Consider the following 22,998-nt stretch of genomic DNA (forward strand, 5'->3'; position numbering starts at 1 on the left):
TCAGGCGAACAGCGGGTGCAGCGCGCCCTCATGGGTGAGCAGGAGGCGCTTGCGCTCCACTCCCCCGGCGTACCCGGTCAGCGAGCCGCCCGCCCCGATCACCCGGTGGCAGGCTCGCAGGATCAGCAGCGGATTGGCGCCGATGGCCGCCCCGACAGCCCGGACCCGGTCACGCGGCGCCCCGATCCGCTCCGCGACCGCCCCGTAGGTGGCGGTCTCGCCGTACGGGATCTCGTCCAGCGCCGCCCAGACCCGCTCCTGGAACTCCGTCCCCCGGGTCAGGAAGTCCAGCTCGAACTCCCGCCGCACGCCGTCGAAGTACTCCCGCACCTGCCGCTCGGCCTCGGCGAACGCCTCCGGCTCCCGCCGCCCCCACGTGCGGCCGTCCATGTCCCCGGCCACCCCGAGGAAGGACACCGACGTCAGCGCCACGCCCCCGCGCGCCGCCGCCGACTCCTCCCCGACCAGCAGCAGCTCCCCCAGCGGGCTCCCCACGGTCGTGTACACGCTCATCCCCGTGCTCCTTTCCCCGTGAAACGATCTCACTTACTCGAACCCCGAACGATGAAGATCCGTTGCATCTTCCGGGCCGAGCCCCGTCCTCCCCCGCGAAGGCGGCGATCATGCCTCCCGCACGCCCCTCCGCCCCGGGCCGCCCCGGGCCGCCCGGGCGTCGCGGCGGCTCTCCGCGCCCCCGTACGGCGACGCGCGGGCAGCCAGGCCGTACGGCCGCGCCCGGCGGCGTGAGGGGGTCAGGTGGTGGTGGCGAGGGTCAGCGGGAGGACCTCGGGAGCGCCCGCCTTCCTGAGGAGGGCGGCGGCGACGGTGAGGGTCCAGCCGGTGTCGACGCGGTCGTCCACGAGGAGGACGGGCCCGGGGACCTGGGCGTCGAAGGGCACGGTGAGGGTGTGATGCAGGGCCCGCACGCGCTGGGCGCTGTTGTGCTGGCGGCCCGGGGGCCCGGCGGTGTACGCGAGCTCGCCCAGGTGGGTGAGGCGGCCCACCTCGGACAGCCGGGCGGCCAGGGAGCGGATGAGCTCGGGGCGGGTCGCGGAGGGCAGGGAGGCGACCGCGACGGGGCGGTCGTCCCAGTCCCAGGCGGACAGGACCTTGACGACGGCCTCGAACAGGTCGCCGGGGATCGGGCCGTCGGGGGTCCCGGGGGCGAGGAGCTGCCGCAGCCGGTTGCCCCAGCCGATGTCGGTGAGGCGGCCGAGGGCGCGGCCCGGGGCGGCGGCCTGGACGCGGCCGGACAGCCCCAGCTCCTTCAGCCCCGCCGGCCACTGCCTGCGGGGGTCGATGTCCACGCCCGGGCGGCGCAGGCGCAGCTCGGCGGCGCGCACCGAGTCGGCGGACGCCTCGGCGGCGCGGTGGTCGCCCTTGCAGTTGTCGCAGCGGCCGCAGGGGACGGCCCCGGGGTCGTCGAGGTGGCGGCGGAGGAACTCCTCGCGGCAGTCGCGGGTGGCGATGTAGTCGAGCATCGCGCGCTGCTCGGCGGAGCGCTCGGCGGCGACGCGGGCGTAGCGCTCGGCGTCGTAGTGCCAGGGGCGGCCGGTGGACTCCCAGCCGCCGCGGACCCGGCGGACCGCGCCGTCCACGTCGAGGACCTTGAGCATCATCTCCAGCCGACCCCGGCTCAGGTCCACCCGGGTCTCCAGGGCGGCGGTCGAGAGCGGCCCGGCGGCGAGGGCGTCGAGCGCCTGCCGTACGACGGGCTCGGGCGGGAACGCCAGGGAGGCGAAATAGGCCCAGATGTCGCGGTCCTCGGGGCCGGGGAGCAGGATCACCTCGGCGCGCTCGACGCCGCGGCCGGCCCGGCCGACCTGCTGGTAGTAGGCGACGGGCGACTGGGGCGCGCCGACGTGCACGACGAAGCCGAGGTCGGGCTTGTCGAAGCCCATGCCCAGCGCCGAGGTCGCCACCAGCGCCTTGATCTTGTTGTCGAGGAGGGCCTGCTCGGCGGCCAGGCGCTCGGCCGGGTCGGTCTGGCCGGAGTAGGCCGCGACCTCGTGACCCCGGTCGCGCAGGAACGCGGCGACCTCGTGGGCGGCGGCGACGGTGAGGGTGTAGACGATGCCGGAGCCGCGCAGGTCGTGGAGCGTGTCGGCGAGCCAGGCCAGCCGGCGTTCGGGCGAGTCGTGGCGGACGACCGACAGGTGCAGGCTCTCGCGTTCGAGCGGGCCGCGCAGCACCAGCGCGTCGCCGCCGAGCTGCTCGGCCACGTCGCGGGTGACGCGCGCGTTGGCCGTCGCGGTCGTGGCCAGCACGGGGACGCCCTCGGGCAGCTCGCCCAGCAGCGTGCGCAGCCGCCGGTAGTCGGGCCGGAAGTCGTGGCCCCAGTCGGAGATGCAGTGCGCCTCGTCCACCACGACCAGCCCCGCCGACCCGGCCAGCCGGGGCAGCACGTGGTCGCGGAAGTCGGGGTTGTTCAGCCGCTCCGGGCTCACGAGCAGCACGTCGATCTCGCCCCGCCCGACCGCCTCGTGGACCGAGTCCCACTCCTCGACGTTCGCGGAGTTGATCGTGGCGGCGTGCACCCCGGCGCGCGCGGCGGCGGCGATCTGGTTGCGCATCAGCGCCAGCAGCGGCGACACGATCACCGTCGGCCCGGCCCCGCGCGCCCGCAGCAGGGCCGTCGCGATGAAGTAGACCGCCGACTTGCCCCATCCCGTGCGCTGCACGACGAGGGCCCGGCGCCGCTCCACGACCAGCGCGGAGATCGCGGACCACTGGTCGTCCCGCAGCCGCGCCCCCTCCCCCGCCAGCGCTCGCAGATGCCGCTCGGCTTCCTCACGCAACTCGTGTTCGCCCATGCCGTCCTTGTTACCAGACCCCCGCCCGTCACCGGGCCGCCCGGCGCTTGACCCGCCCCGCGTCCCGTCCTACAACAGACTCAGAGACACCGACGTCTCTGACCTTCGCCGCTCCCGCCCCCGGCGAGCGGCCCACTCGGGGACCACGGGCCCGGCACGCCCCGCTCCCCGCCCCACCCGCGTCCCGTGCCCGTCACACCGGCACGCGGACACGCGGAGGACACATGAGACCCGGAAGAATCGCCTGCGCCGTCGTGGCGGTCGCGGCGGTCCTCGCGCAGGCCGCCCCGGCGGCGGCCGACGCCCCCACGACCATCAGAAGGGACGGCCCCCACGGGACCGCCTACTCCGGTAGCTGGCAGGGCCTGAACAGCGGCACCGTCAGGGTCGCGAGTGCCGGCCCGGGCATCGCGATCACCGCGCTGTGCTCGTCCTTCACCCTCGGCGGCGATGTCGGCTCGGACGGCACCGGCGGCACCCTCGACACCGTGACCGCGTCGGGCTGCCGCAACAACATGGGCGGCACCACGACGATCACCGCGGAGAACCTCCCGTACGCGAACCCCGGCCAGACCATCACCTACGTCGGGCCGAATCCCGGGGTGAACGCCCGGCTGACCATCTCCGCGCCGGGCCTCCGGCTCAAGGCCGTCATGCCGATGGCGACCTTCCCCACGCAGACCTGCCACTACGGCTTCGGAGCCACCGCCGACCGGCTCGAACTCGACGTCTACAACCGCGACAACCCCTCAAGGCCCCAGCTCATCGACGAGACACAGGCGGTGCTCCAGGACGAGCCCCTCGACCGGCTCTCCGGCAGCACGTCCCTCTGCCCGTCCAAGATCCGGCTCACCGGCGTCCTGGTCCTCAGGGGTGAGTCCTTCGCCGGATCGGGTGCGCACGACCAGCGGCTCTATGTGACGCCGTGACCACGCCTTCGGAGGAGACATGAGACTCGGCGGAATTCTGGTGGCCCTGGGCGTCCTCGCCTCGCTGGTGCTCGCCTCGGGCCCGGCGACGGCCCTGGCGGGGGCGGAGTTCGTGCGGTGGCCCGGGGGCCAGTACTACTGGGGGCCGTTCCAGGGGAAGAACGCCGGCCCGCTCACCGTGGCGGGGTCCGGCCCGTCGGGGACGATCATCACGAACTGCGCGAACGTCACGCTGTCGGCGCACGCCGACTGGGCCCCGAGCGGGACGCCGGTCACGTTCACCGGGCTCGCCGTGCCCGCCTGCCCGAACAACGTGGGAGGCACCACGACGATCACGGCGGAGAACCTGCCGTACCTCGGCTCCCTCGGATCGCCGGTGCCTGGCGGAGGGTCGCTCGTGCTCCCCGACCCCGACGTGCGGATCAAGATGGTCCTGACGATGAGCGTCGCCCCGGTGCAGACCTGCTACTACGGCTTCGGCTCCACCGTCACGCAGCTCCACCTGGACCTGTTCAACCCGGACAACCCCGCGCGGCCGGTCCCCTCGGCCGGGGACCTGCAGGCGGCGCTGAGCGGCGACGCCCTCACCCGGCTCGCCGGGAGCACCTTCCTCTGCCCCGCCACCGTGACCCTGAACGGCGTGCTGATCCTGCGCGGGGAGATCGCTCCCGGCGTCTTCGAGCAGAAGCTGGCGGTCCTCCCCTAGCCGGCGTACGGCTCGCGCGGGCGAAGTACGGCGCGCCGGGCGCGCGCGGCTCACGACGACAGGCGTACGGCTCCCGCCGGGGCGGGCGCGAGCCGTGCGCCTGCGGCCGGTCAGTCCGGGGCGTTGATGGTGACGCGGTGCATCTTGCGGCGCTGGGTGTAGTCGGCGACCGCGTAGTGCTGGGTGCTGCGGTTGTCCCAGAAGGCCAGGGTGCCGACGCGCCAGGTCAGCCGGCACTGGAACTCCGGCGAGCGGATGTGGTCGAGCAGCAGCGGCAGCAGCGCCTCGTTCTCGCGGTCGGACAGGCCGACGAGGCGGGTCGTGGAGCTGCGGTTGACGAACAGCGCCTTGCGGCCGGTCTCGGGGTGCACGCGCACGACCGGGCGCTCCAGCGGCGGCCACTTGCGCTGCATCTCGGCCAGGTCGAACTTGTGGCCCTTGGCGATCGCCTTCTTGATCGACATGGTGAGGTCGTGGACGGCGGTGAGCTCGTCGCACAGCCGCCGGATGGGCGGCGAGAGGGTCTCGTAGGCGAGGTAGGCGTTGGCCCACAGCGTGTCCCCGCCCACGTCGGGGAGCTGCACGGCGCGCAGCAGCGAGCCCATCGGCGGGTTGGGCTGGAAGGTGTTGTCACTGTGCCACTCGTCCCCGCCCTCGCCCTTCGGGTCGGTCTGGTCCAGCACGTGGACCGGCGATCCGGTGTGCTCGTTCATGGCGGGCATGTTGATCGAGCCGAACCGCAGCGCGAACTGCACGTGCTCCTCGTCCGTGATGTGCTGGTCCCGGAAGAACAGCACCAGGTGGTCCAGCAGCCCCTGCCGGATCGTCGCCACCTCGTCCTCGGACAGCGGCTTGCGCAGGTCCACCCCGGTCACCTCAGCCCCGATGTGCCGGGTCACGGGCCTGAATTCGATCATGTCCAGCCTCTCCGGATTAGGTACCCCTTACCTCGGGATGCTAGGCCAGGAAGACCATAGCAAGCAACCGCTTGGTCAAAGCACCGGGAGAATCCCCAGGTCACCCCCCTGCAAGCCGTACGGCTCCCGCCGGCGGGACGGACAGCGGGCGCGACGGACGGCAGGACGGGACGGGACGGGCAGCGGAGCGGGAGGGATAGCGGGGCGGGACGGGCGGACGGGTGGCCTGGCGGCCGGGCGAGTTCGCGGGACGGGATCCGGTGGCGGATACTTCAGGCATGACCGGGACGCTCCTTCTCCTCGTCGTCGTGCTGCTCGTCGTGCTGGGGAACCTGCCGAGACCGGGGAGGGCGACGACGCACGCGGCCGCCGACCGGACGGGGACGGTCCTCTACTGGCGGCCCGGGTGCGTCTACTGCATGCGGCTGCGGACGCGGCTGCTGTTCAGCCGGCTGGCGTACGCCGAGGTCAACATCTGGCGTGACCCCGAGGCGGCGGCGTTCGTGCGCTCGGTGGCGGACGGGAACGAGACCGTGCCCACCGTGACCGTCGACGGGCGGGCGATGGTGAACCCCTCCCTGCGGCGGCTGCGCGAGGCCGTGGCCGCCCGCGACGCGGCCTAGGTTCGGGACCGCGCCCTCGGGGTAGTCCACGAGATCGCGACCGCGGCCCGTGCGGCCGGGATCGCCGATGGGACCTTGGACGCGTTGACCGCCCTGTGGCCGTTCTCTCCCCTGGAGGTGCGATGACGAAGATCGCCAGCCTGTACTCCGTCGTGCTGGACACGCCCGAGCCGAAGGCCCTCGCCGAGTTCTACGCGGCGGTGCTGGACTGGAAGATCACGCGTGCCGAGGACGACTGGGTGACCATCACCGACGGGGGCGACCGCCGCATCGCCTTCCAGCTCGCCCCCGACCACCGGCCGCCGCGCTGGCCCGACCCCGAGCACCCCCAGCAGTTCCACCTGGACCTGCTGGTGGACGACGTGGACCGGGCCGAGGAGCAGGTGCTCGCGCTGGGGGCCACCAAGGCGGAGTACCAGCCGCCGGACGCCACCGACTTCCGGGTCTACCTGGACCCCTCCGGCCACCCCTTCTGCCTGGTCTGGGAGGACTAGCGGGTACGGCGGGCGGTGACCGCCCGCCGTACCCCGGTCAACCCCGCTGAGACGCGGTCTGGGAGATCAGTCGCCGTCCCCGGCGGGCTCCCCGGACGGCACGGGCGTGACCTTGGGGTAGTCGCCGGTGAGGGCGCCGCCGAGGGCCGCGACCGGCTGGGGCAGCGGGACGCCCGAGCCGTCGCGGCGGCCCATCTCCGCGGGCAGCGGGACCGGCTTGCCCTCGGGCGAGATGGCGCGGGCAGGGAGCGGACCGGCCCAGGCGGACAGCAGGACGTCCTCGCCCTTGAGGAACCTGTGGGCGCGCACGCCGCCGGTGGCGCGGCCCTTGGGCGGGAACTCGTCGTAGGCGGCGACCTTGACGGCGCCGGTCTGGGTGCCGGGCAGGGCCGAGGCCGCGCCGGCGATCGTGATCACCGCCGAGGGGCGGGAGGGGGAGACCGCGCCGAACCAGATCACCCGGGCCCCGGCGCCGAGGCGGATGCCGGCCATGCCCCCGGCGGGACGGCCCTGGGGCCGCACCGAGGACGCGGGGAAGCGCAGGAGCTGCGCGTCGGAGGTGATGAACACCAGGTCGTCGTCGTCGCAGGCGATCGTGGCGCTCACGACCGAGTCGCCGTCCTTGAGGCCGATCACCTCGAACTCGTCGCGGTTGGGCGGGTATTCGGGCACGACCCGCTTGACCACGCCCTGGGCGGTGCCGATGGCCAGCCCGGGGGCGGTCGGCGACAGCGAGCCGAGGCCCACCACGGTCTCGCCCTCCGCGAGCGTGGCGAACTCCCCGATCGGCGCCCCGCCCGCCACCGACGGCGCGGTGGACGAGGCGGTCAGCAGCGGCAGGTCGATCACCGAGACGCGCAGCATGCGCCCGGCCGAGGTGACCACGCCCACCTCGCCCCGCGCGGTCGCCGGCACGACCGCCACCAGCAGGTCGTGGGGGGCGCGTGCCTCGCCCGGCGCGAGCGGCTCGTCGGTCGGGGTGCGGCCCAGCAGCCCGGAGGACGACAGCAGCACCAGGCAGGGGTCGTCGCTGACCTCCAGCGGCACGGCGGCGGAGGGCTTGTCGGCGGCCTCCATCAGGACCGTGCGGCGGGGGGTGGCGTACTTCGAGGCGACCTCGGCCAGCTCCTTGGACACCACCGAGCGCAGCCGCTGGTCGGAGCCCAGGATCTCGGCCAGCTCGGCGATCTCCTTCTCGAGCTGGGCCTTCTCGCGGTCGAGCTCCAGCTTGTCGTAGCGCGTGAGGCGGCGCAGCGGCGTGTCGAGGATGTAGACCGCCTGGGTCTCGGACAGGTCGAACACCGACATCAGCCGCGAGCGCGCCTGCCCGGAGTCGTCGGAGGAGCGGATGACCGCGATGACCTCGTCGATGTTGAGCAGCGCGACGATGAGGCCGTCGACCAGGTGCAGGCGCTCCTCGCGCTTGCGCTTGCGGTAGGCCGAGCGGCGGCGCACGACGTCGAGGCGGTGCTCGACGTAGACCGACAGCAGCTCGCGCAGGCCCAGGGTGCGCGGCTGGCCGTCCACGAGCGCGACGTTGTTGATGCCGAAGGTCTCCTCCATCGGCGTGAGCCGGTAGAGCTCCTCCAGCACCGCCTCGGGGTGGAAGCCGTTCTTGACCTCGATGACCAGCCGCAGGCCCTTGTGGCGGTCGGTGAGGTCCTTCAGGTCGGAGATGCCGGCGAGCTTCTTGGCCTGCACCAGCTCCTTGATCTTGGCGACGACCCGCTCGGGACCCACGTTGAACGGCAGCTCGGTCACCACGATGCCCTTGCGGCGCGGCGTGATGTTCTCCACCGTGGCCGTGGCGCGCATGCGGAAGGTGCCGCGCCCGCTCTCGTAGGCGTCGCGGATGCCGGCCAGGCCGATGATCTGGCCGCCGGTGGGCAGGTCGGGGCCGGGCACGAAGCGCATCAGCTCGTCGAGCGTCGCGTCGGGCTTCTTGATCAGGTGGCGGGCCGCCGCGACGACCTCGCCCAGGTTGTGGGGGGCCATGTTGGTGGCCATGCCCACGGCGATGCCGGTGGCGCCGTTGACCAGGAGGTTGGGGAACGCCGAGGGCAGCACCTCGGGCTCGGTCTCCTGGCCGTCGTAGTTAGGCTTGAAGCCGACGGTGTCCTCGTCGATCGACTGCACCATCAGCATCGCGGCCGGGTCGAGCCTGGCCTCGGTGTAACGCATGGCGGCCGGGTCGTCGTCGGGCGAGCCGAAGTTGCCGTGCCCGTCCACCAGCGGCAGCCGCATGGAGAACGGCTGCGCGAGCCGTACGAGCGCGTCGTAGATCGCGGTGTCGCCGTGGGGGTGCAGCTTGCCCATGACCTCGCCGACGACGCGGGAGGACTTGACGTGCCCCCGGTCGGGCCGCAGCCCCATCTCCGACATGGAGTAGAGGATGCGCCGCTGCACCGGCTTGAGTCCGTCGCGCGCGTCGGGCAGGGCGCGCTGGTAGATCACGGAGTAGGCGTACTCCAGGAAGCTGGTGCGCATCTCCGCGGAGACGTCGATGTCGACGATGCGCTCTTCCACCGGAGGCGGCGGGGGTGTCGTGCGTCGGGCCATGTCGAACATTCTGCCGAATGAACGACCCTGCCGGGTCCAGGACACCGCGTCCTGTGGACAAGTGCCGGGACAAATGTACGGCACGAGCGGCCCCGCGCCCCCGTTCCCCGCCCCGGCCCGCCCCTCCGCACCCCCCGCGCCCCACCCGCGCCCCGCGCCCCGTGCCGCACCGCGCCCCGCGCACCGCGCCCCGCCCGCGCCCCGCGCACCGCGCACCGCCGTATTCGCGCCGCGGCCCCGCCGTACCCGCGCGGGCGGGGCGCCCGTACCCGGCGGATCTGACAAATGTCATGGTCCGCCCCCGCGAACCTCCCGGGCGTCCGCTGAGATCGCGCACTGCCGGGCGGCCGCCGTCCCCGGCAGAGTGAGGGACGTGAACGAGACGGCGATCGAGGTGCGGAACCTGCACCAGAGCTACGGAGACTTCGAGGCGGTCCGCGGGATCGGCTTCGAGGTGGCCCGCGGGGAGTTGTACGCCCTGCTCGGCACCAACGGGGCGGGCAAGACGACGACCCTGGACGTCCTGGAGGGCTACCACCCGCCCACGAAGGGCGAGGTGCGGATCCTCGGGCACGACCCGGTGGCCGAACGCGACGCGGTGCGCCACCGGATGGGGATCGTCCTGCAGGAGGCCGGCTTCTACAAGGACCTCACGGTGGGCGAGACCGTCGCGGCCTGGCGGCGCTGGACGCGCGACGCCCTGGAGACGCGCGAGGCGCTGGGCAAGGTCGGGCTGGAGCACCGCGAGAAGGTGCGCGTCGGCCAGCTCTCCGGCGGCGAGCGGCGGCGCCTGGACCTGGCGCTGGCCGTGCTGGGCCGCCCCGAGGTGCTGTTCCTGGACGAGCCCACCACGGGCCTCGACCCCGAGGCGCGGCGCAACGTCTGGGAGCTGATCCGCGGCATGCTCGCCGACGGCGTGACCGTGCTGCTGACCACGCACTACCTGGACGAGGCCGAGCAGCTCGCGCAGCGGCTGGCGATCATGCACCAGGGCCGGATCGTGACCGAGGGCGTCCTCGCCGACGTGCTGGCCTCCCGCGGCACCCGGATCACGTTCCGCCTGCCCGGATTCGCCGGCTCGGACCTGCCGTACGCCCCGGGCCTGGCCAGGCGGTCGGTCGTCGTGAACGGCGACGCGTTCACGGTCGAGACCGACGAGCCGCAGGAGGACCTGCGGCTGCTGCTGGACTGGGCGCACGGGCGCCGGCTGGAGCTCGGCGGCCTGGAGGTGCGCAGGCCGACCCTCGAGGAGGTCTTCCTCGATGTCGCGCAGACGGAAGGAGTGGCGGCGTGAGCTGGTTGTCGATGGTGTGGGCCCAGACGAGGCTCAACCAGACGGTGCTGTTGCGGATGCGCGGGATGGCCTTCAGCGTGCTGCTCCTCCCGCTGTTCCTGGCGTTCTCCTTCACCAGCGGCCCGCAGGCGGAGATCGCGATCGACGGGGTGCCCGGCTCGGTGTTCGCGGCGGTGGGGGCGATCGCGGTGGTCTTCCCCTTCTCCTACATGACGATCGCGACGAGCATCGTGGTCCGCCGCGAGGAGCGCATCTACAAGCGCCTGCGCGGCACCGCGCTGCCCACCAGCGCCATCTTCGCCGGTGACGTCCTGCACGCCACGCTCATCGGCGCGGCCCAGGCGCTCGTCATCCTGGCGTACACCATGGTCGCCGCGGACGTCCCGCTCCCGGCCAACATCCCGCTCCTGCTGGTCGCGTTCGTCCTCGGGGCGGCCGTCTTCGCCGCGCTGGCGATCGGCACCGCCGGGTTCATCCCCAACTACGAGGTCGCGCAGATCGTGGCGCTGCCGGTGCTCCTGCTGAGCATGTTCGGCTCGGGGATGGTCATCCCGCTGCACGTGCTGCCCGAGGAGCTCCAGCGTCCCGCGGAGCTGCTGCCGCTCACCCCGATCGTGTCCATGCTGCGGACCGCGTTCCTCGGCCGCGACTTCTCCCAGGACGCCGCCCCGCAGGTCGGCCTGTTCGAGGCCTTCCAGGTCTCGGCCGCGAGCCTGGGCATCGCCCTGGTCTGGATCGGGCTCAGCATGTGGTCCACGCGGAAGTACTTCCGCTGGGACCCGCGCCGGGCCTGAGCGGGTCCGGAACGCCGTAGTCTACGAGCAAATGAGCACAGCCGTCGTGAGCACCAGGGTCATCGCCGGAGTCGCGGTGGCCCTGTTCGCCGGATCCATGGTCCTGGCCCTGTCCCTGCCGCTGGTCGGCACCGCCCTGGAGCGGAGGTCCCCTCTCTTGGTGCTCGCGGGCGCCGGCGTGGGGCTCGTCCTCACGATCTGCTACTCCCGGGTGCTGTGGGCCGCCTTCATGCGCCGCCTCACCTGGCGCCACTACCTCGACGCCGCCGCGGTCGGCCTGATCTCCTACGGCGTCCCGGCCTTCGGCGGCCCCGCCTGGATGGCCATGCCCATGGCGTTCATCTCGGTCGCCCCGATCATCGTGCGCCGCCGGGCCTACGCCCTGGCCCTCACCCTGGCCTCGGTCGCCGTCACCGCGGTGGTGCTGCTGCTCATCGACCTGCCCACTGCCATGGCCCTGCTGTACGGCCTGGCGCTCCTGCCCACGATCGCCCCGATGACGTACGGCATGGCCTGGCTCTGCCGGATCGTGGACGAGCTGCGGCAGGCCCGGGCGGAGCTGGCGCGGCGGGCCGTGGACGAGGAGCGGGTGCGCTTCGCCCGCGACCTGCACGACACGCTCGGCCACACCCTCCAGGCGATCGCGCTCCGGGCCGAGCTGGGCGAACGCCTGGTGGCGGACGCGCCTGACCGGGCCTTGCGGGAGCTGGCGGAGATCCAGCGCATCGCCCGCACGGCCGTGCACGACGTGCGCGAGGTGGTGCGCGGCTACCGGGCCACCTCCCTGGCGGGCGAGCTGGACGGCCTGGCGGCGGTGCTCGGCGCCGCCGGGATCAGCTGCGAGCGGCCCGAGCCGCCGGCGGACCTGCCCGCCCACGTGCACGAGCCGCTCGGCTGGGTGGCACGCGAGGCGGTGACCAACGTGCTGCGGCACAGCGCGGCGACCTGGTGCGAGGTGACGGTGCACGTCGAGGACGGCCACGTGGTCCTGGAGATCGTCAACGACGGCGGTCCCGGGGCGACCCGGGTGGTCCGGGGCAACGGCCTGACCGGCCTGGCCGAGCGGATGAAGGCGGCCGGCGGCCGGCTGGAGACCACGAGCGGCGACGGCACCTTCCGCGTGAGCGCCGCCGTGCCCCTCGTCCCGCCCCCGGGACCGGCCGAGCCGGCCCCCGCGCGCCTCCCCGGGGAGGTGGCCCCGTGATCCGGCTGCTGCTGGCCGAGGACCACCACCTGGTCCGCGGCGCGTTCGTGGCCCTGCTCGGGGCGGAGCCCGGCATCGAGGTCGTCGGCGAGACCGGCCGGGGCGACGAGGCGGTGCGGCTCGCGCGCGAGCTGCGGCCCGACGTGGCGATCCTGGACATCGACATGCCCGGCTTGGACGGGCTGGAGGCGGCCGAGCGCATCTCCCGCGAGGCCCCCGGCTGCCGGGTCGTGATCGTGACCGGCCACGGCCGCCCCGGCTACCTGCGCCGGGCGATGGCGGCGGGGGCACGCGGCTTCGTCGGCAAGGACAACCCCGCGTCGGTCCTGGCCACCGTGATCCGGCAGGTCCACGACGGCGGCCGGTACATCGACCCGGACCTGGCCGCCGACGCCCTCACCATGCGCGAGTGCCCTCTCACGCCGCGCGAGCTGGACACCCTGCGCGCGGCCGCGGGCGGGGCGCCGGTGTCGCGCATCGCCCGCGAGCTCCACCTGTCCGAGGGCACCGTGCGCAACTACCTGTCCTCCGCGGTCACCAAGCTGGAGGCCGAGAACCGGCACGCCGCCGTCCGCCGCGCCCGTGACATGGGCTGGCTCTGACCGGGACGTACTAGGTCAGGGGTGGCTACATTCACGAAAAGGGGATCGGGCATGATCGGGGTATGAGCTATGAGGGACCGTTCGGGGATCTGCTGGACGCCAACGAGCGTTACGCCCGGGACTTCGCGGACGCGGGGCTGACCGGGCAGGCCGCCAAGGGGCTTGCCGTCGTGACGTGCATGGACTCGCGGATCGACCCGCTCCGGCTGCTGGGGCTGGAGGCCGGGGACGCCAAGATCCTGCGCAACGCGGGCGCGCGGGTCACCGACGACGTGCTGCGGACGCTGGTGCTGGCGGTCTACCTGCTGGGGGTGGACCGGGTGCTCGTGATGCCGCACACCGACTGCCGGATGTCCAAGTCCACCGACGAGGACGTGCACCGCCTGGTGGCCGAGAAGTACGGCGTGGACACGCGCAGCCTGGACTTCCACACCGTCCCGGACCAGCGAGAGGCGCTCCTCCACGACATCACCCGCATCCGCGCCTACCCCTACCTGCCGCGTGAGCTGCACGTCGGCGGCGGCGTCTACGACGTCCACTCCGGCAGGCTGATGCCCGTCGAGATGTGACCGGGCGTACGGCGAAGGCCCCGGGGAACCCGGGGCCTTCCTCGCGCCTTCCCCGCCCGGGGGCGCCGCGCCCGGTCAGGCGTCGATCTGGTCGCGGTCGATCTCGGCGGCGCTGTTGACGATGAACTCGCGGCGCGGGGCCACCTCGTTGCCCATGAGCAGGTTGAACACGCGCTCGGCCGCCTCGGCGTCCTCCACGCGGATGCGGCGCAGCAGGCGGCGCGAGGGGTCCATGGTGGTCTCCGCGAGCTGGTCGGCGTCCATCTCGCCCAGACCCTTGTAGCGCTGGATGGGCTCCTTCCAGCGCTTGCCGCGCTTCTCCAGGTCGCGCAGGGTCTTGTGCAGCTCGGCGTCGGAGTAGGTGTAGAGGTACTTCTCCTGGCCGCGGCCGGGGTTGGTCAGCTCGATGCGGTGCAGCGGCGGCACGGCGGCGAAGACGCGGCCGGCCTCCAGCAGCGGGCGCATGTAGCGGTGGACCAGCGTGAGCAGCAGGCAGCGGATGTGGGCGCCGTCCACGTCGGCGTCGGCCATGAGGATGACCTTGCCGTAGCGGGCCGCCTCCAGCTCGAACGTGCGGCCCGAGCCCGCGCCGACCACCTGGATGATCGCGGCGCACTCGGCGTTCTTGAGCATGTCGGCCACGGAGGCCTTCTGCACGTTGAGGATCTTGCCGCGGATCGGCAGCAGCGCCTGGAACTCCGAGTCGCGCGCGAGCTTGGCCGTGCCGAGCGCGGAGTCGCCCTCGACGATGAACAGCTCGCTGCGGTCGACGCCGTCGCTGCGGCAGTCCACCAGCTTGGCCGGGAGCGCGGAGTTCTCCAGGGCCGACTTGCGGCGCTGGTTCTCCCGGTGGGTGCGGGCGGCCACACGCGCCTTGGCGGCGGCGACGATCTTCTCCAGGACCGCGCGCATCTGCTGCTTCTGGGCGCGCTTCTGCGTGGTCAGCGCGGCGCGCAGCTCCTTGCGCACGACCTGGGCGACGATGCGGGACGCGGCCGAGGTGCCCAGGATCTCCTTGGTCTGGCCCTCGAACTGCGGCTCCGGCAGGCGCACGGTCACCACGGCGGTCAGCCCTTCCAGGGCGTCCTCCTTGGTCACCGGGTCGTCGCCGTTCTTGAGCAGGCGGGTCTCGCGGAGCTGCTCGTTGAGCGTCTGCACGAGGGCGCGCTCGAACCCGGCGACGTGGGTGCCGCCCTTGGGCGTGGCGATGACGTTGACGAACGAGCGCAGGGTGGTGTCGTAGCCGCGGCCCCAGCGCATCGCGATGTCCACGCTCAGCTCGCGCTGGACCTCGGCGGAGGTCATGTGGCCCTGGTCGTCGAGCACCGGCACGGTCTCGGTGAAGTGGCCGACGCCCTCGAACCGGAGCATGTCGCACACGGCCTCGTCGCGGGCGAGGAACTCGGTGAACTCGGCGATGCCGCCGTCGAACCGGAACTCCTCCTCGGCCGGCTCCTCCCCCCGCTCGTCGCGCACCGCGACCGTCAGGCCGGGCACGAGGAACGCGGTCTGGCGGGCGCGGGCGTGCAGCTCCTCGACGGAGATCTCCGCGTCGGGCAGGAAGATCTGCCGGTCCGCCCACCAGCGGACGCGGGTGCCGGTCACGCGCTTGGCGACCCGCCCGGCCTCGACCAGGCCGGACTTCTTCTTGAACTTGGCCTTGGGGCCCTCGCCGTCGAACACCCCGGGCACGCCCCGCCGGAAGCTGAGCGCGTGGGTGCGCCCGTCGCGGTCCACGGCCACGTCGAGCCGCGCCGACAGGGCGTTGACCACCGAGGCGCCCACGCCGTGCAGGCCGCCGGAGGCGGCGTAGGAGCCGCCGCCGAACTTGCCGCCCGCGTGCAGCTTGGTCATGACCAGCTCCACGCCGGACAGGCCGCTCTTGGGCTCGATGTCCACCGGGATGCCGCGGCCGTTGTCGCGCACCTCGACGGAGCCGTCGGCGAACAGGGTCACGTCGATGCGGGTGCAGTGGCCGCCGAGCGCCTCGTCGACGGCGTTGTCGACGATCTCCCAGAGGCAGTGCATGAGACCGCGGCTGTCGGTGGACCCGATGTACATGCCGGGCCGCTTGCGCACGGCCTCCAGCCCCTCGAGCACCGACAGGTGGCGCGCGGTGTATGACTGCTCCTCTTCGAGGAGGGGGGTCGTCGCAGCGGTCACACCAGCTCCCGATCACCTATCGAACACGTGTGCGTAAGCCTACCGGTGATCACACCGTAGCGCGTCCAGGCTCGCCGGGAGCGAGGTTACAGCGCTTGTGATCGCATCCGCCTCCGCGTTCCGTCCCGCGAGAGGGATCCCCCGCTCCTTCGCGTCCACTCGTCCCCCGAACCGCGTCCCCCCAACCCCACCCCCGCGTCCCCCCAACCCCGCCCCCGGGCCGCCCGCCCACCTCCCGGGCGGGTCCCGCCCCCTGCCGGCACCGGGCCCTCCGGGCGTCACCAGGGGCCTCAGAGACCTCATTCCGCTCTCGGCGTACTCAGGATGCGGTTGGGAACGTCTGCGTCCGGTTAGATGTTGTCCAAAGTGACTGACGCCAGCACAAGAAAGGCGACACGTGACTGGAGCTCTCGCCCCCACCAAGCCGCTGATGGCCGCGGACAGATGCGACCGCTGCGGCGCCCAGGCATATATTCGTGCGACCCTGCCGGTAGGCGGGGAGCTGCTGTTCTGCGCCCACCACGGGCGTCAGCACGTGGCCGCGTTGCGCGACAAGGGCGCCGAGATCCAGGACGAATCTGCACGTCTCAGCGAAACCCCCGCGACCGCCGCCAACGGCGACCGCTGACAACTCCCTATAGATGACCATCGGGCGGAGGTCCCACCCAGGGGCCTCCGCCTGAGCTTTCCCGCCCCGCCGCGCTCCGCCGCCCGACGCGGACCGCGCCGGGCCGCGGGGCTCCTGCCGTACGGCTCCCGCCAGGGCTCAGGCCGCGCGGCGGTGACGGCGCGGCTGAACCGGGCGCGGGTCAGGGCTTGACGCGGTAGTGGTAGCCGCCGCGGACGGTGAAGCCCTCGCTCTCGTACAGCGCGCGGGCGCCGGCGTTCGCCTCGGTGACCGCGAGGTACGCCTCACGCGCGCCGTCCCCGCACGCCATGAGGGCGCGCAGCACGCGCCGGGCCAGGCCCTTGCGCCGCGCCTCCGGCCGGGTCGCCATGCAGTAGACGCCGAGGCTGTCGCCCTGCCGTACGGCGCGGCCGACGGCGCCGGGGCCGTCCCCCGGGCTCTCCGGGTCCCTCGCCGACGCGTAGACGGCCGGCACCCCGGTCAGGATGCGCTCGCCCACCCGCCGCGCGTCCTCGCCGGCGTGCCGTCCCCCGTCCACCGCCCACCAGGTGCCGACCCACGCCGCGTCCGGCGCGTCCGCGAGCTCCACGCCCGGAACGCCGGATCCGCCCGGCTCGTCACGCCCTCCGCCCGTCCCGGGGCGGCTCGCGGGCAGCGGCGCGGTCATGAGGAGCGTCGGGTCCGCCACGCGATAGCCGCGCCCGGCCAGTTCCCTGTCGAGGTCCTCGTCCGTCACCGTGAACACGCAGGGCAGCCCGCGCGCGGCGTAGAAGTCCTCGGCGGCGTCCACGGCGGCGTCCACGTCGTCCGGGACGCCCGGCGCGAGCACGCTGTTCGCCCGCTTCGTCACCCCCCGGGCGTACCGGAACGTCCACGGCCCCCGGGCCGCCTCCTCCAGAGCAGGCCAGGCAGAAGCGACAAGCATGGCATAACCCGTACTCATGGGAGCAGATGCTAACCGTTCGGTTATGGCCGGAGTTTGAAGCCCTGCTCAGGGGAAGGCACGGGTCACGACCGTGGGAGGTGCCATGCCCCTGACTTCGCCGTCCCTGAATCCGCCGCGTCCCGCCCGCCGTCTCACCGCCGCGGCCGCCGCGCTCGCCCTCGCCCTCACCGGCTGCGGCGGCGTCGGCTCCAAGGGAGGCGGGGCCGGCACCCTCACCACCATGGGGTTCGGCTTCCCCGACGAGATCGCCACGACCCGGGTGGACCTGTTCAAGAAGGCCAACCCCGACGTGAACGTGCGGGTGAACCAGGGCCAGTTCGACGAGCAGGCGTTCCTGTCCGCCGTGGCCGGCGGCAACCCGCCGGACGTGGCCTACATGTCCCGCGACCGCCTGGGCACGTACGCCGCGCGCGGGGCGATCCAGCCGCTGGACGACTGCATCGCGCAGGAGCGGATCGCCACCGACGACTTCCGCCCGGCCGCCGCGCAGCAGGTGCTGTACGGCGGGCGGTGGTACGGCATCCCCGAGTTCTACAACTCGATCGTGCTCGTGGTGAACGACAAGGCGGCCCGGGAGGCCGGCGTCGACCCCGCGAAGATCAGCACGGCGGACTGGGAGGGGCTGCGCCGCCTGGCCAAGCGCATGCACAAGGCCTCCGGCTCCAAGATCGAGCGGTTCGGGTTCTACCCCAAGCTGCCGGAGTTCCTGCCGCTGTGGGCCAAGGCCAACGGCGCGGAGCTGCTCTCCGGGGACGGGCGCACCTCGCTGCTGGACAACCCCAAGGTCACCGAGGCCCTGGAGTTCGCCACCGGCCTGCTGGACGAGCAGGGCGGGTGGAAGGCCCTGAAGTCCATGACCGACACCTTCGACTACTTCGGCGCGGAGAACCCCTTCGTCAAGGACCGGATCGGGGCGATGCTGACCGAGCAGTTCCTCGTCACGTCCATGGCCAACACCTCCCCGGACGCGGCGATCACCGTGCTGCCGTTCACCGACCGGCGGGGCGTCCCGATCAACTACGTGGGCGGGAACGCCTGGGTGATCCCCAAGGGCGCGCGCAACCCGGACGCCGCCTGCAAGTGGATCAAGACGATGACCGCCGCCGAGAGCTGGATCACCGCGGCCCGCGCCCGCGCCGACAAGCGCGCCAAGGAGGGCAAGATCTACACCGGCACCTACACCGCCAACGCCAGGGCCGACCAGACGATCTTCACGCAGATCGTGAGGCCGAGCGGGCGCAAGCCGTACGACGACGCGGTGAAGACGATCCTGAAGGTGCAGGACGCCGGGTTCGTGGTGCCGCCGTCGGGCGCGGCGGCCGAGTTCCGCAAGGCGTGGGAGGACGCCGCGATCCGGGTGATCTTCGGGCGGCAGAAGGCGGGACCGTCGCTGAGACAGGCGCACGGGGAGGCGCAGAAGGCGCTGGACGACGTGGGCGGCTGAGGTGGGCGTCTCCACGCGGTGGGCCTATGTGTTCATGCTGCCCTGGCTGCTGGGCCTGGTGATATTCCAGGCCGGGCCCATGATCGCCAGCCTGGTCCTGTCGTTCACCGAGTACGACCTGATCGGGAGCCCGGCGTTCGTCGGGTTCGACAACTACCGGCGGATGATGGAGGACCCGCAGGTCGCGCGGAGTGTCTACAACACCGCGTACTACACCGTCCTGCACGTGCCGCTGGCGATCGGGCTGGCGCTGGTCCTGGCGCTCATGCTCAACCGGATCACCGGGCGCGCCGCCGGGGTCTTCCGGACGATCTTCTACCTGCCGTCGATGACGCCCTACGTCGCGGTGGGCGTGCTGTTCCTGTTCCTGCTGAACGGGCAGGCGGGCGTGGTCAACCAGTTCCTGGCGCTGTTCGGGATCGACGGGCCGCAGTGGACGACCGACCCGGCCTGGATCAAGCCGGGCATCGTCCTGATGAGCCTGTGGAACCTCGGCAGCACCACGATCATCCTCTTCGCCGCCCTGCGCAACGTCCCGGGCGAGCTGTACGAGGCGGCGCTGATCGACGGCGCGGGGCCCTGGCAGCGGTTCCGGGGCGTCACGCTCCCGATGATCAGCGGGGCGCTGTTCTTCGTGGTGATCATCAACACGATCGCCTCGCTCCAGCTCTTCGACCAGGTCTACACGATGTTCTTCGGCAACCAGATCGCCCAGCAGTCGTACGGCGACAGCGCGCTGTTCTTCGTGGTGTACCTGTTCCAGCAGGGCTTCCAGTTCCTGGACATGGGGTACGCCTCGGCGCTGGCCTGGCTGCTGTTCGCGGTGATCGCCGTGATCACGTTCGTGCAGGTCAAGGTGGGCAACCGGTTCGTCTACTACGAGGCCGAGGAACGCTGATGCCGCGCCGGATCTTCTTCCTGGTGATGCTCGGGGCGGCCTCGGCGCTCTTCCTGTACCCGTTCGTGTGGCTGGTGGTGGCGGCGCTCAAGCCGCGCACGCACACGTTCTCGAACGTGTTCCTGCCGTGGCCGTCGCCGTTCGCCCCGGAGAACCTGGTCGCCGTCTGGGAGGCCGCTCCCATGCTGGCGTGGCTGGGCAACACGCTCCTGATCGGCCTCATGGCGGCGGCGACCGTGACGATCTCCAGCGCCTTCGTGGCGTTCGGGTTCGCCTACTTCCGGTTCCCCGGCCGGAACCTGCTGTTCGCCTCGGTGCTGGGCACGATGATGCTCCCGGCGGTGGTGACGCTCGTCCCGACGTACCTGATCTGGAACACCCTCGGGCTGACCGGGACCCAGGTCCCGCTGTGGGCGGCGAACGTGTTCGGGTCGGCGTTCTACGTCTTCCTGCTGCGCCAGTTCTTCCTGGGCCTGCCGAGGTACGTCTTCGAGGCGGCCCGGGTGGACGGGGCGTCGTACCTGGACCTGTTCTGGCGCATCGCGGTGCCGCTGGCCCGCCCCGCGATGATCATCGCGTTCGTGTTCGAGCTCAAGGCGAGCTGGTTCGACCTGATGAAACCGCTGATCTACGTGCAGGATCCGGCCCTGTTCACGCTGCCGCGCGGGCTGAAGGCGATCGTGGACCAGTTCTACCAGGGCGGCGACCCCAAGTGGGAGATCGTGCTCGCCGCGAGCGTGATCACCACGCTGCCGCTGATCGTGGTGTTCTTCCTGGGCCAGCGGTACTTCGTCCAGGGCATCGCCACCACCGGGCGGCGCGGCTGACCCCGGGTAAGCTCGCCTTCCGTGCTTGTACTGCTGCCGCCGTCCGAGGGCAAGGCCGACGCCGGGGACGGCCCGCCCCTCGACCCGTCCGCCCTGAGCTTCCCCGCGCTCGCCGGGCCCCGCGAGCGCGTCCTCGACGCGCTCACCCGGGTCTGCTCGGGCCCGGACGCGGCCGCCGTGCTCGGCCTCTCCCCCGGCCTGGCCGGCGAGGCCGCGAAGAACCTGGCGATCCGCGAGGCCCCCACGCTGACCGCCGCCGAGCTCTACACCGGCGTCCTCTACGACAACCTGGGCCTGGCCACGCTGGGCGCCGCCGCGGACTCGGTGATCATCTTCTCCGGCCTGTGGGGCGCGCTCCGCGTGACCGACCGCGTCCCGCCGTACCGCCTGTCCATGTCCGTACGGCTCCCGCCGCTGGGCGGGCTGGCCGCGTTCTGGCGCCCGGCGCTGACCGCCGCGCTCCCGTCCGACCGGCTGATCGTGGACATGCGGTCCGCCCCCTACGCCGCGGCCTGGCGCGCCCCGGGCGCGGTGGCCGTGCGCGTCCTGCGGGAGACGATCGTGAACGGCGCGCCGAGGCGCACGGTGGTGAGCCACATGGCCAAGGCCACCCGGGGAGCGGTCGCCCGGGCCCTCCTGCTCAGCGGCGCCGGCCCGGAGACCCCCGAGGACCTGGCCAAGCTCCTCCACGACCTCGGCCACACCGCCGAGCTCGACGGCCGCCGCCTGGACATCGTGATCCCGGGCTGAGCGCCCCCGGCCGCGCGCGACGCGCTCCACGGCCGGCGAACGGCGGAAGGCGCCGCCTCCGGGAGGGAGGCGGCGCCTTCGCGCGTGTCAGGTCTCGTCCCCGGTCGCCGTCGTCCGAGGAGCCCGGTCAGTCCAGGTAGTCGCGCAGGACCTGGGAGCGGGACGGGTGGCGGAGCTTGGACATCGTCTTGGACTCGATCTGGCGGATGCGCTCACGCGTCACGCCGTAGACCTTGCCGATCTCGTCCAGGGTCTTCGGCTGGCCGTCGGTCAGGCCGAACCGCATCGAGACCACACCCGCCTCGCGCTCGGACAGGGTGTCGAGCACGGAGTGGAGCTGCTCCTGGAGCAGGGTGAACGACACGGCGTCGGCCGGGACGATCGCCTCGGAGTCCTCGATGAGGTCGCCGAACTCGCTGTCGCCCTCCTCGCCCAGCGGGGTGTGCAGGGAGATGGGCTCGCGGCCGTACTTCTGGACCTCGATGACCTTCTCGGGGGTCATGTCGAGCTCGCGGGCCAGCTCCTCCGGGGTCGGCTCGCGGCCGAGGTCCTGGAGCATCTGGCGCTGCACCCGGGCCAGCTTGTTGATCACTTCGACCATGTGGACCGGGATGCGGATGGTCCGCGCCTGGTCGGCCATGGCCCGGGTGATCGCCTGGCGGATCCACCACGTGGCGTACGTGGAGAACTTGTAGCCCTTGGTGTAGTCGAACTTCTCGACCGCGCGGATCAGGCCCAGGTTGCCCTCCTGGATCAGGTCCAGGAAGAGCATGCCGCGGCCGGTGTAGCGCTTGGCCAGCGAGACCACGAGCCGGAGGTTGGCCTCCAGCAGGTGGTTCTTGGCCCGGCGGCCGTCCTCGGCGATCCACTCCAGCTCGAAGCGCACGTCGTTCGGGAGCTGGTCGGCGTCGTTGGCGAGCTGCTCCTCGGCGAACAGCCCGGCCTCGATGCGCTTGGCCAGCTCGACCTCCTGCTCGGCGTTGAGCAGCGGGACCTTGCCGATCTGCTTGAGGTAGTCCTTGACCGGGTCGGCGGTCGCACCGGCCACCGCGACCTGCGCGGCCGGAGCGTCCTCGTCGTCGTCGACGAGGACGATGATCTCCTCTTCGGTCTCGGGGCCGCCCTCGGCGCCCGGCTTGGCCGGGACCTCGTCGTCGCCCTCGGAGTCGGCCTCGACGGCCGTCTCCTCCTCGACGACCTCGTCGGTCTCGAGGTCGTCGAAGTCGATCAGCTCTTCCTCGACGTCGGCGAGGTCGAGGTCCTCGTCCTCGACCGCGTCGGCGGCCTTGGCCTTGACGGCCGGCCCGGCGACCTTGCCGGCGGCCTTCGCGGGGGCGGCCGGATCGGCCTTGGGCTTGGCCTTGGCCGCCGGCTTCGCGGCGGGCTCGGCCTTCTTCCTGGCGGGGGCCGCCTTCTTGGCCGGAGCCTGCGGCTTGGCCTCGGCGGGGGCGCCGACCACCGCGGTGACGGTCTCCGGCTGCTGCTCCTTCGCAGCCGCGGCGGCCGTCTTGGGCTTGCGCGGGGTCTGGCGCTTGGCGGGGCGCTTGGCGGCGGAGTCGGCGGCCGACAGGCGCACCGTCACGCCTTCCCGGCTGAGACTGCGGAGGACGCTCGCAGCCCTCTCGACGGGGATGCTAGCTTCCTCGAAAGCGTTGCGGACATCCTCGGGTTCGAGGAAACCCTGCGAGCGCCCACGCTCGATCAGCCGCTGAATCACGGGCTCGTTCAGCTCGGATGGCTTGGAGCGAGTCGAACTTGCAGGCGACACGAACACCTCTCGAACGAACGTGTGGCGAGAACGGACCTGGTGCCCTGAGCGGGCGCTGCCTGTCGGGCGG

The 22,998-nt window shown here is 72.6% G+C and carries 21 protein-coding genes; 14 read left to right on the forward strand and 7 right to left on the reverse strand.

Annotation, left to right across the window (positions count from 1 at the left end):
• Positions 1-513 carry a methylated-DNA--[protein]-cysteine S-methyltransferase gene (locus D5H75_RS08160; protein WP_119925699.1) on the reverse strand — a complete coding sequence of 171 codons (513 nt, stop codon included), beginning with the start codon at positions 511-513 and terminating at the stop codon, positions 1-3.
• 239 nt (positions 514-752) lie between these two features.
• Complete coding sequence (locus D5H75_RS08165) at positions 753-2,813, reverse strand: RecQ family ATP-dependent DNA helicase (RefSeq protein WP_119925700.1); 2,061 nt, start codon at positions 2,811-2,813, stop codon at positions 753-755.
• A 224-nt stretch (positions 2,814-3,037) separates the two neighbouring features.
• Here D5H75_RS08165 and D5H75_RS08170 point away from each other — a divergent pair, with 224 nt between their 5' ends.
• Together D5H75_RS08170 and D5H75_RS08175 are read left to right on the forward strand one after the other, a co-directional pair.
• The gene (locus D5H75_RS08170; protein WP_147425087.1) at positions 3,038-3,742 is read left to right on the forward strand and encodes a hypothetical protein; all 705 of its coding nucleotides are present in this window, start codon (positions 3,038-3,040) and stop codon (positions 3,740-3,742) included.
• A gap of 19 nt (positions 3,743-3,761) precedes the next feature.
• Complete coding sequence (locus D5H75_RS08175; RefSeq protein ID WP_147425088.1) at positions 3,762-4,448, forward strand: hypothetical protein; 687 nt, start codon at positions 3,762-3,764, stop codon at positions 4,446-4,448.
• A 110-nt stretch (positions 4,449-4,558) separates the two neighbouring features.
• On the opposite strand, the gene D5H75_RS08180 is transcribed toward D5H75_RS08175, so the two are convergent.
• Entirely contained in the window at positions 4,559-5,365 is an 807-nt protein-coding gene (locus D5H75_RS08180) for a TauD/TfdA dioxygenase family protein (protein WP_119925703.1), read from the reverse strand.
• A 278-nt stretch (positions 5,366-5,643) separates the two neighbouring features.
• On the opposite strand from D5H75_RS08180, the gene D5H75_RS08185 reads away from it, so the two are divergent.
• On the forward strand, positions 5,644-5,988 hold the full coding sequence (locus D5H75_RS08185) for a glutaredoxin domain-containing protein (RefSeq protein WP_119925704.1): 345 nt from the start codon (positions 5,644-5,646) through the stop codon (positions 5,986-5,988).
• A gap of 122 nt (positions 5,989-6,110) precedes the next feature.
• Positions 6,111-6,482 carry a VOC family protein gene (locus tag D5H75_RS08190; protein ID WP_119925705.1) on the forward strand — a complete coding sequence of 124 codons (372 nt, stop codon included), beginning with the start codon at positions 6,111-6,113 and terminating at the stop codon, positions 6,480-6,482.
• Positions 6,483-6,548: 66 nt separating this feature from the next.
• On the opposite strand, the gene D5H75_RS08195 is transcribed toward D5H75_RS08190, so the two are convergent.
• The gene (locus D5H75_RS08195; RefSeq protein ID WP_119925968.1) at positions 6,549-9,041 is read right to left on the reverse strand and encodes a DNA gyrase/topoisomerase IV subunit A; all 2,493 of its coding nucleotides are present in this window, start codon (positions 9,039-9,041) and stop codon (positions 6,549-6,551) included.
• Positions 9,042-9,414: 373 nt separating this feature from the next.
• Here D5H75_RS08195 and D5H75_RS08200 point away from each other — a divergent pair, with 373 nt between their 5' ends.
• The 5 genes from D5H75_RS08200 (at position 9,415) to D5H75_RS08220 (ending at position 13,504) form a co-directional block, all read left to right on the forward strand.
• The gene (locus D5H75_RS08200; RefSeq protein WP_119925706.1) at positions 9,415-10,335 is read left to right on the forward strand and encodes an ABC transporter ATP-binding protein; all 921 of its coding nucleotides are present in this window, start codon (positions 9,415-9,417) and stop codon (positions 10,333-10,335) included.
• Positions 10,332-11,129: an ABC transporter permease gene (locus D5H75_RS08205; protein ID WP_147425089.1), complete on the forward strand. Its 798-nt coding sequence runs from the start codon at positions 10,332-10,334 to the stop codon at positions 11,127-11,129. The genes D5H75_RS08200 and D5H75_RS08205 overlap by 4 nt, the downstream gene beginning before the upstream one ends.
• A gap of 31 nt (positions 11,130-11,160) precedes the next feature.
• Positions 11,161-12,333 carry a sensor histidine kinase gene (locus tag D5H75_RS08210; protein WP_147425090.1) on the forward strand — a complete coding sequence of 391 codons (1,173 nt, stop codon included), beginning with the start codon at positions 11,161-11,163 and terminating at the stop codon, positions 12,331-12,333.
• Positions 12,330-12,935: a response regulator transcription factor gene (locus tag D5H75_RS08215; RefSeq protein ID WP_119925709.1), complete on the forward strand. Its 606-nt coding sequence runs from the start codon at positions 12,330-12,332 to the stop codon at positions 12,933-12,935. Before D5H75_RS08210 ends, D5H75_RS08215 begins: the two co-directional genes overlap by 4 nt.
• A gap of 62 nt (positions 12,936-12,997) precedes the next feature.
• Positions 12,998-13,504: a beta-class carbonic anhydrase gene (locus D5H75_RS08220; RefSeq protein WP_119925710.1), complete on the forward strand. Its 507-nt coding sequence runs from the start codon at positions 12,998-13,000 to the stop codon at positions 13,502-13,504.
• A 75-nt stretch (positions 13,505-13,579) separates the two neighbouring features.
• On the opposite strand, the gene D5H75_RS08225 is transcribed toward D5H75_RS08220, so the two are convergent.
• Positions 13,580-15,667 carry a DNA gyrase/topoisomerase IV subunit B gene (locus D5H75_RS08225; RefSeq protein WP_119925711.1) on the reverse strand — a complete coding sequence of 696 codons (2,088 nt, stop codon included), beginning with the start codon at positions 15,665-15,667 and terminating at the stop codon, positions 13,580-13,582.
• A gap of 397 nt (positions 15,668-16,064) precedes the next feature.
• Here D5H75_RS08225 and D5H75_RS08235 point away from each other — a divergent pair, with 397 nt between their 5' ends.
• Positions 16,065-16,295 carry a DUF7455 domain-containing protein gene (locus D5H75_RS08235; RefSeq protein WP_119925713.1) on the forward strand — a complete coding sequence of 77 codons (231 nt, stop codon included), beginning with the start codon at positions 16,065-16,067 and terminating at the stop codon, positions 16,293-16,295.
• 181 nt (positions 16,296-16,476) lie between these two features.
• Here D5H75_RS08235 and D5H75_RS08240 read toward each other — a convergent pair whose 3' ends face one another.
• The gene (locus tag D5H75_RS08240) at positions 16,477-17,220 is read right to left on the reverse strand and encodes a GNAT family N-acetyltransferase (protein ID WP_242454056.1); all 744 of its coding nucleotides are present in this window, start codon (positions 17,218-17,220) and stop codon (positions 16,477-16,479) included.
• A gap of 103 nt (positions 17,221-17,323) precedes the next feature.
• On the opposite strand from D5H75_RS08240, the gene D5H75_RS08245 reads away from it, so the two are divergent.
• From D5H75_RS08245 to D5H75_RS08260, 4 genes are read left to right on the forward strand one after another with little or no spacing between them, the layout of a single operon-like run.
• A complete protein-coding gene (locus D5H75_RS08245; protein ID WP_119925715.1) occupies positions 17,324-18,685 on the forward strand; it encodes an ABC transporter substrate-binding protein in 1,362 nt (453 codons plus the stop codon).
• A gap of 1 nt (position 18,686) precedes the next feature.
• On the forward strand, positions 18,687-19,583 hold the full coding sequence (locus D5H75_RS08250) for a carbohydrate ABC transporter permease (RefSeq protein WP_202637928.1): 897 nt from the start codon (positions 18,687-18,689) through the stop codon (positions 19,581-19,583).
• On the forward strand, positions 19,583-20,410 hold the full coding sequence (locus D5H75_RS08255) for a carbohydrate ABC transporter permease (protein WP_119925716.1): 828 nt from the start codon (positions 19,583-19,585) through the stop codon (positions 20,408-20,410). Before D5H75_RS08250 ends, D5H75_RS08255 begins: the two co-directional genes overlap by 1 nt.
• Positions 20,411-20,431: 21 nt before the next feature.
• Entirely contained in the window at positions 20,432-21,160 is a 729-nt protein-coding gene (locus D5H75_RS08260) for a YaaA family protein (protein ID WP_119925717.1), read from the forward strand.
• Between the two features lie 127 nt (positions 21,161-21,287).
• Here the strand turns inward: D5H75_RS08260 and D5H75_RS08265 are convergent, their stop codons facing one another.
• Complete coding sequence (locus D5H75_RS08265; protein ID WP_119925970.1) at positions 21,288-22,928, reverse strand: RNA polymerase sigma factor; 1,641 nt, start codon at positions 22,926-22,928, stop codon at positions 21,288-21,290.
• Positions 22,929-22,998: the final 70 nt, after the last annotated feature.

Source organism: Bailinhaonella thermotolerans (genome assembly GCF_003594875.1).
In the GTDB taxonomy this organism is placed as follows: Bacteria; Actinomycetota; Actinomycetes; order Streptosporangiales; family Streptosporangiaceae; genus Bailinhaonella; species Bailinhaonella thermotolerans.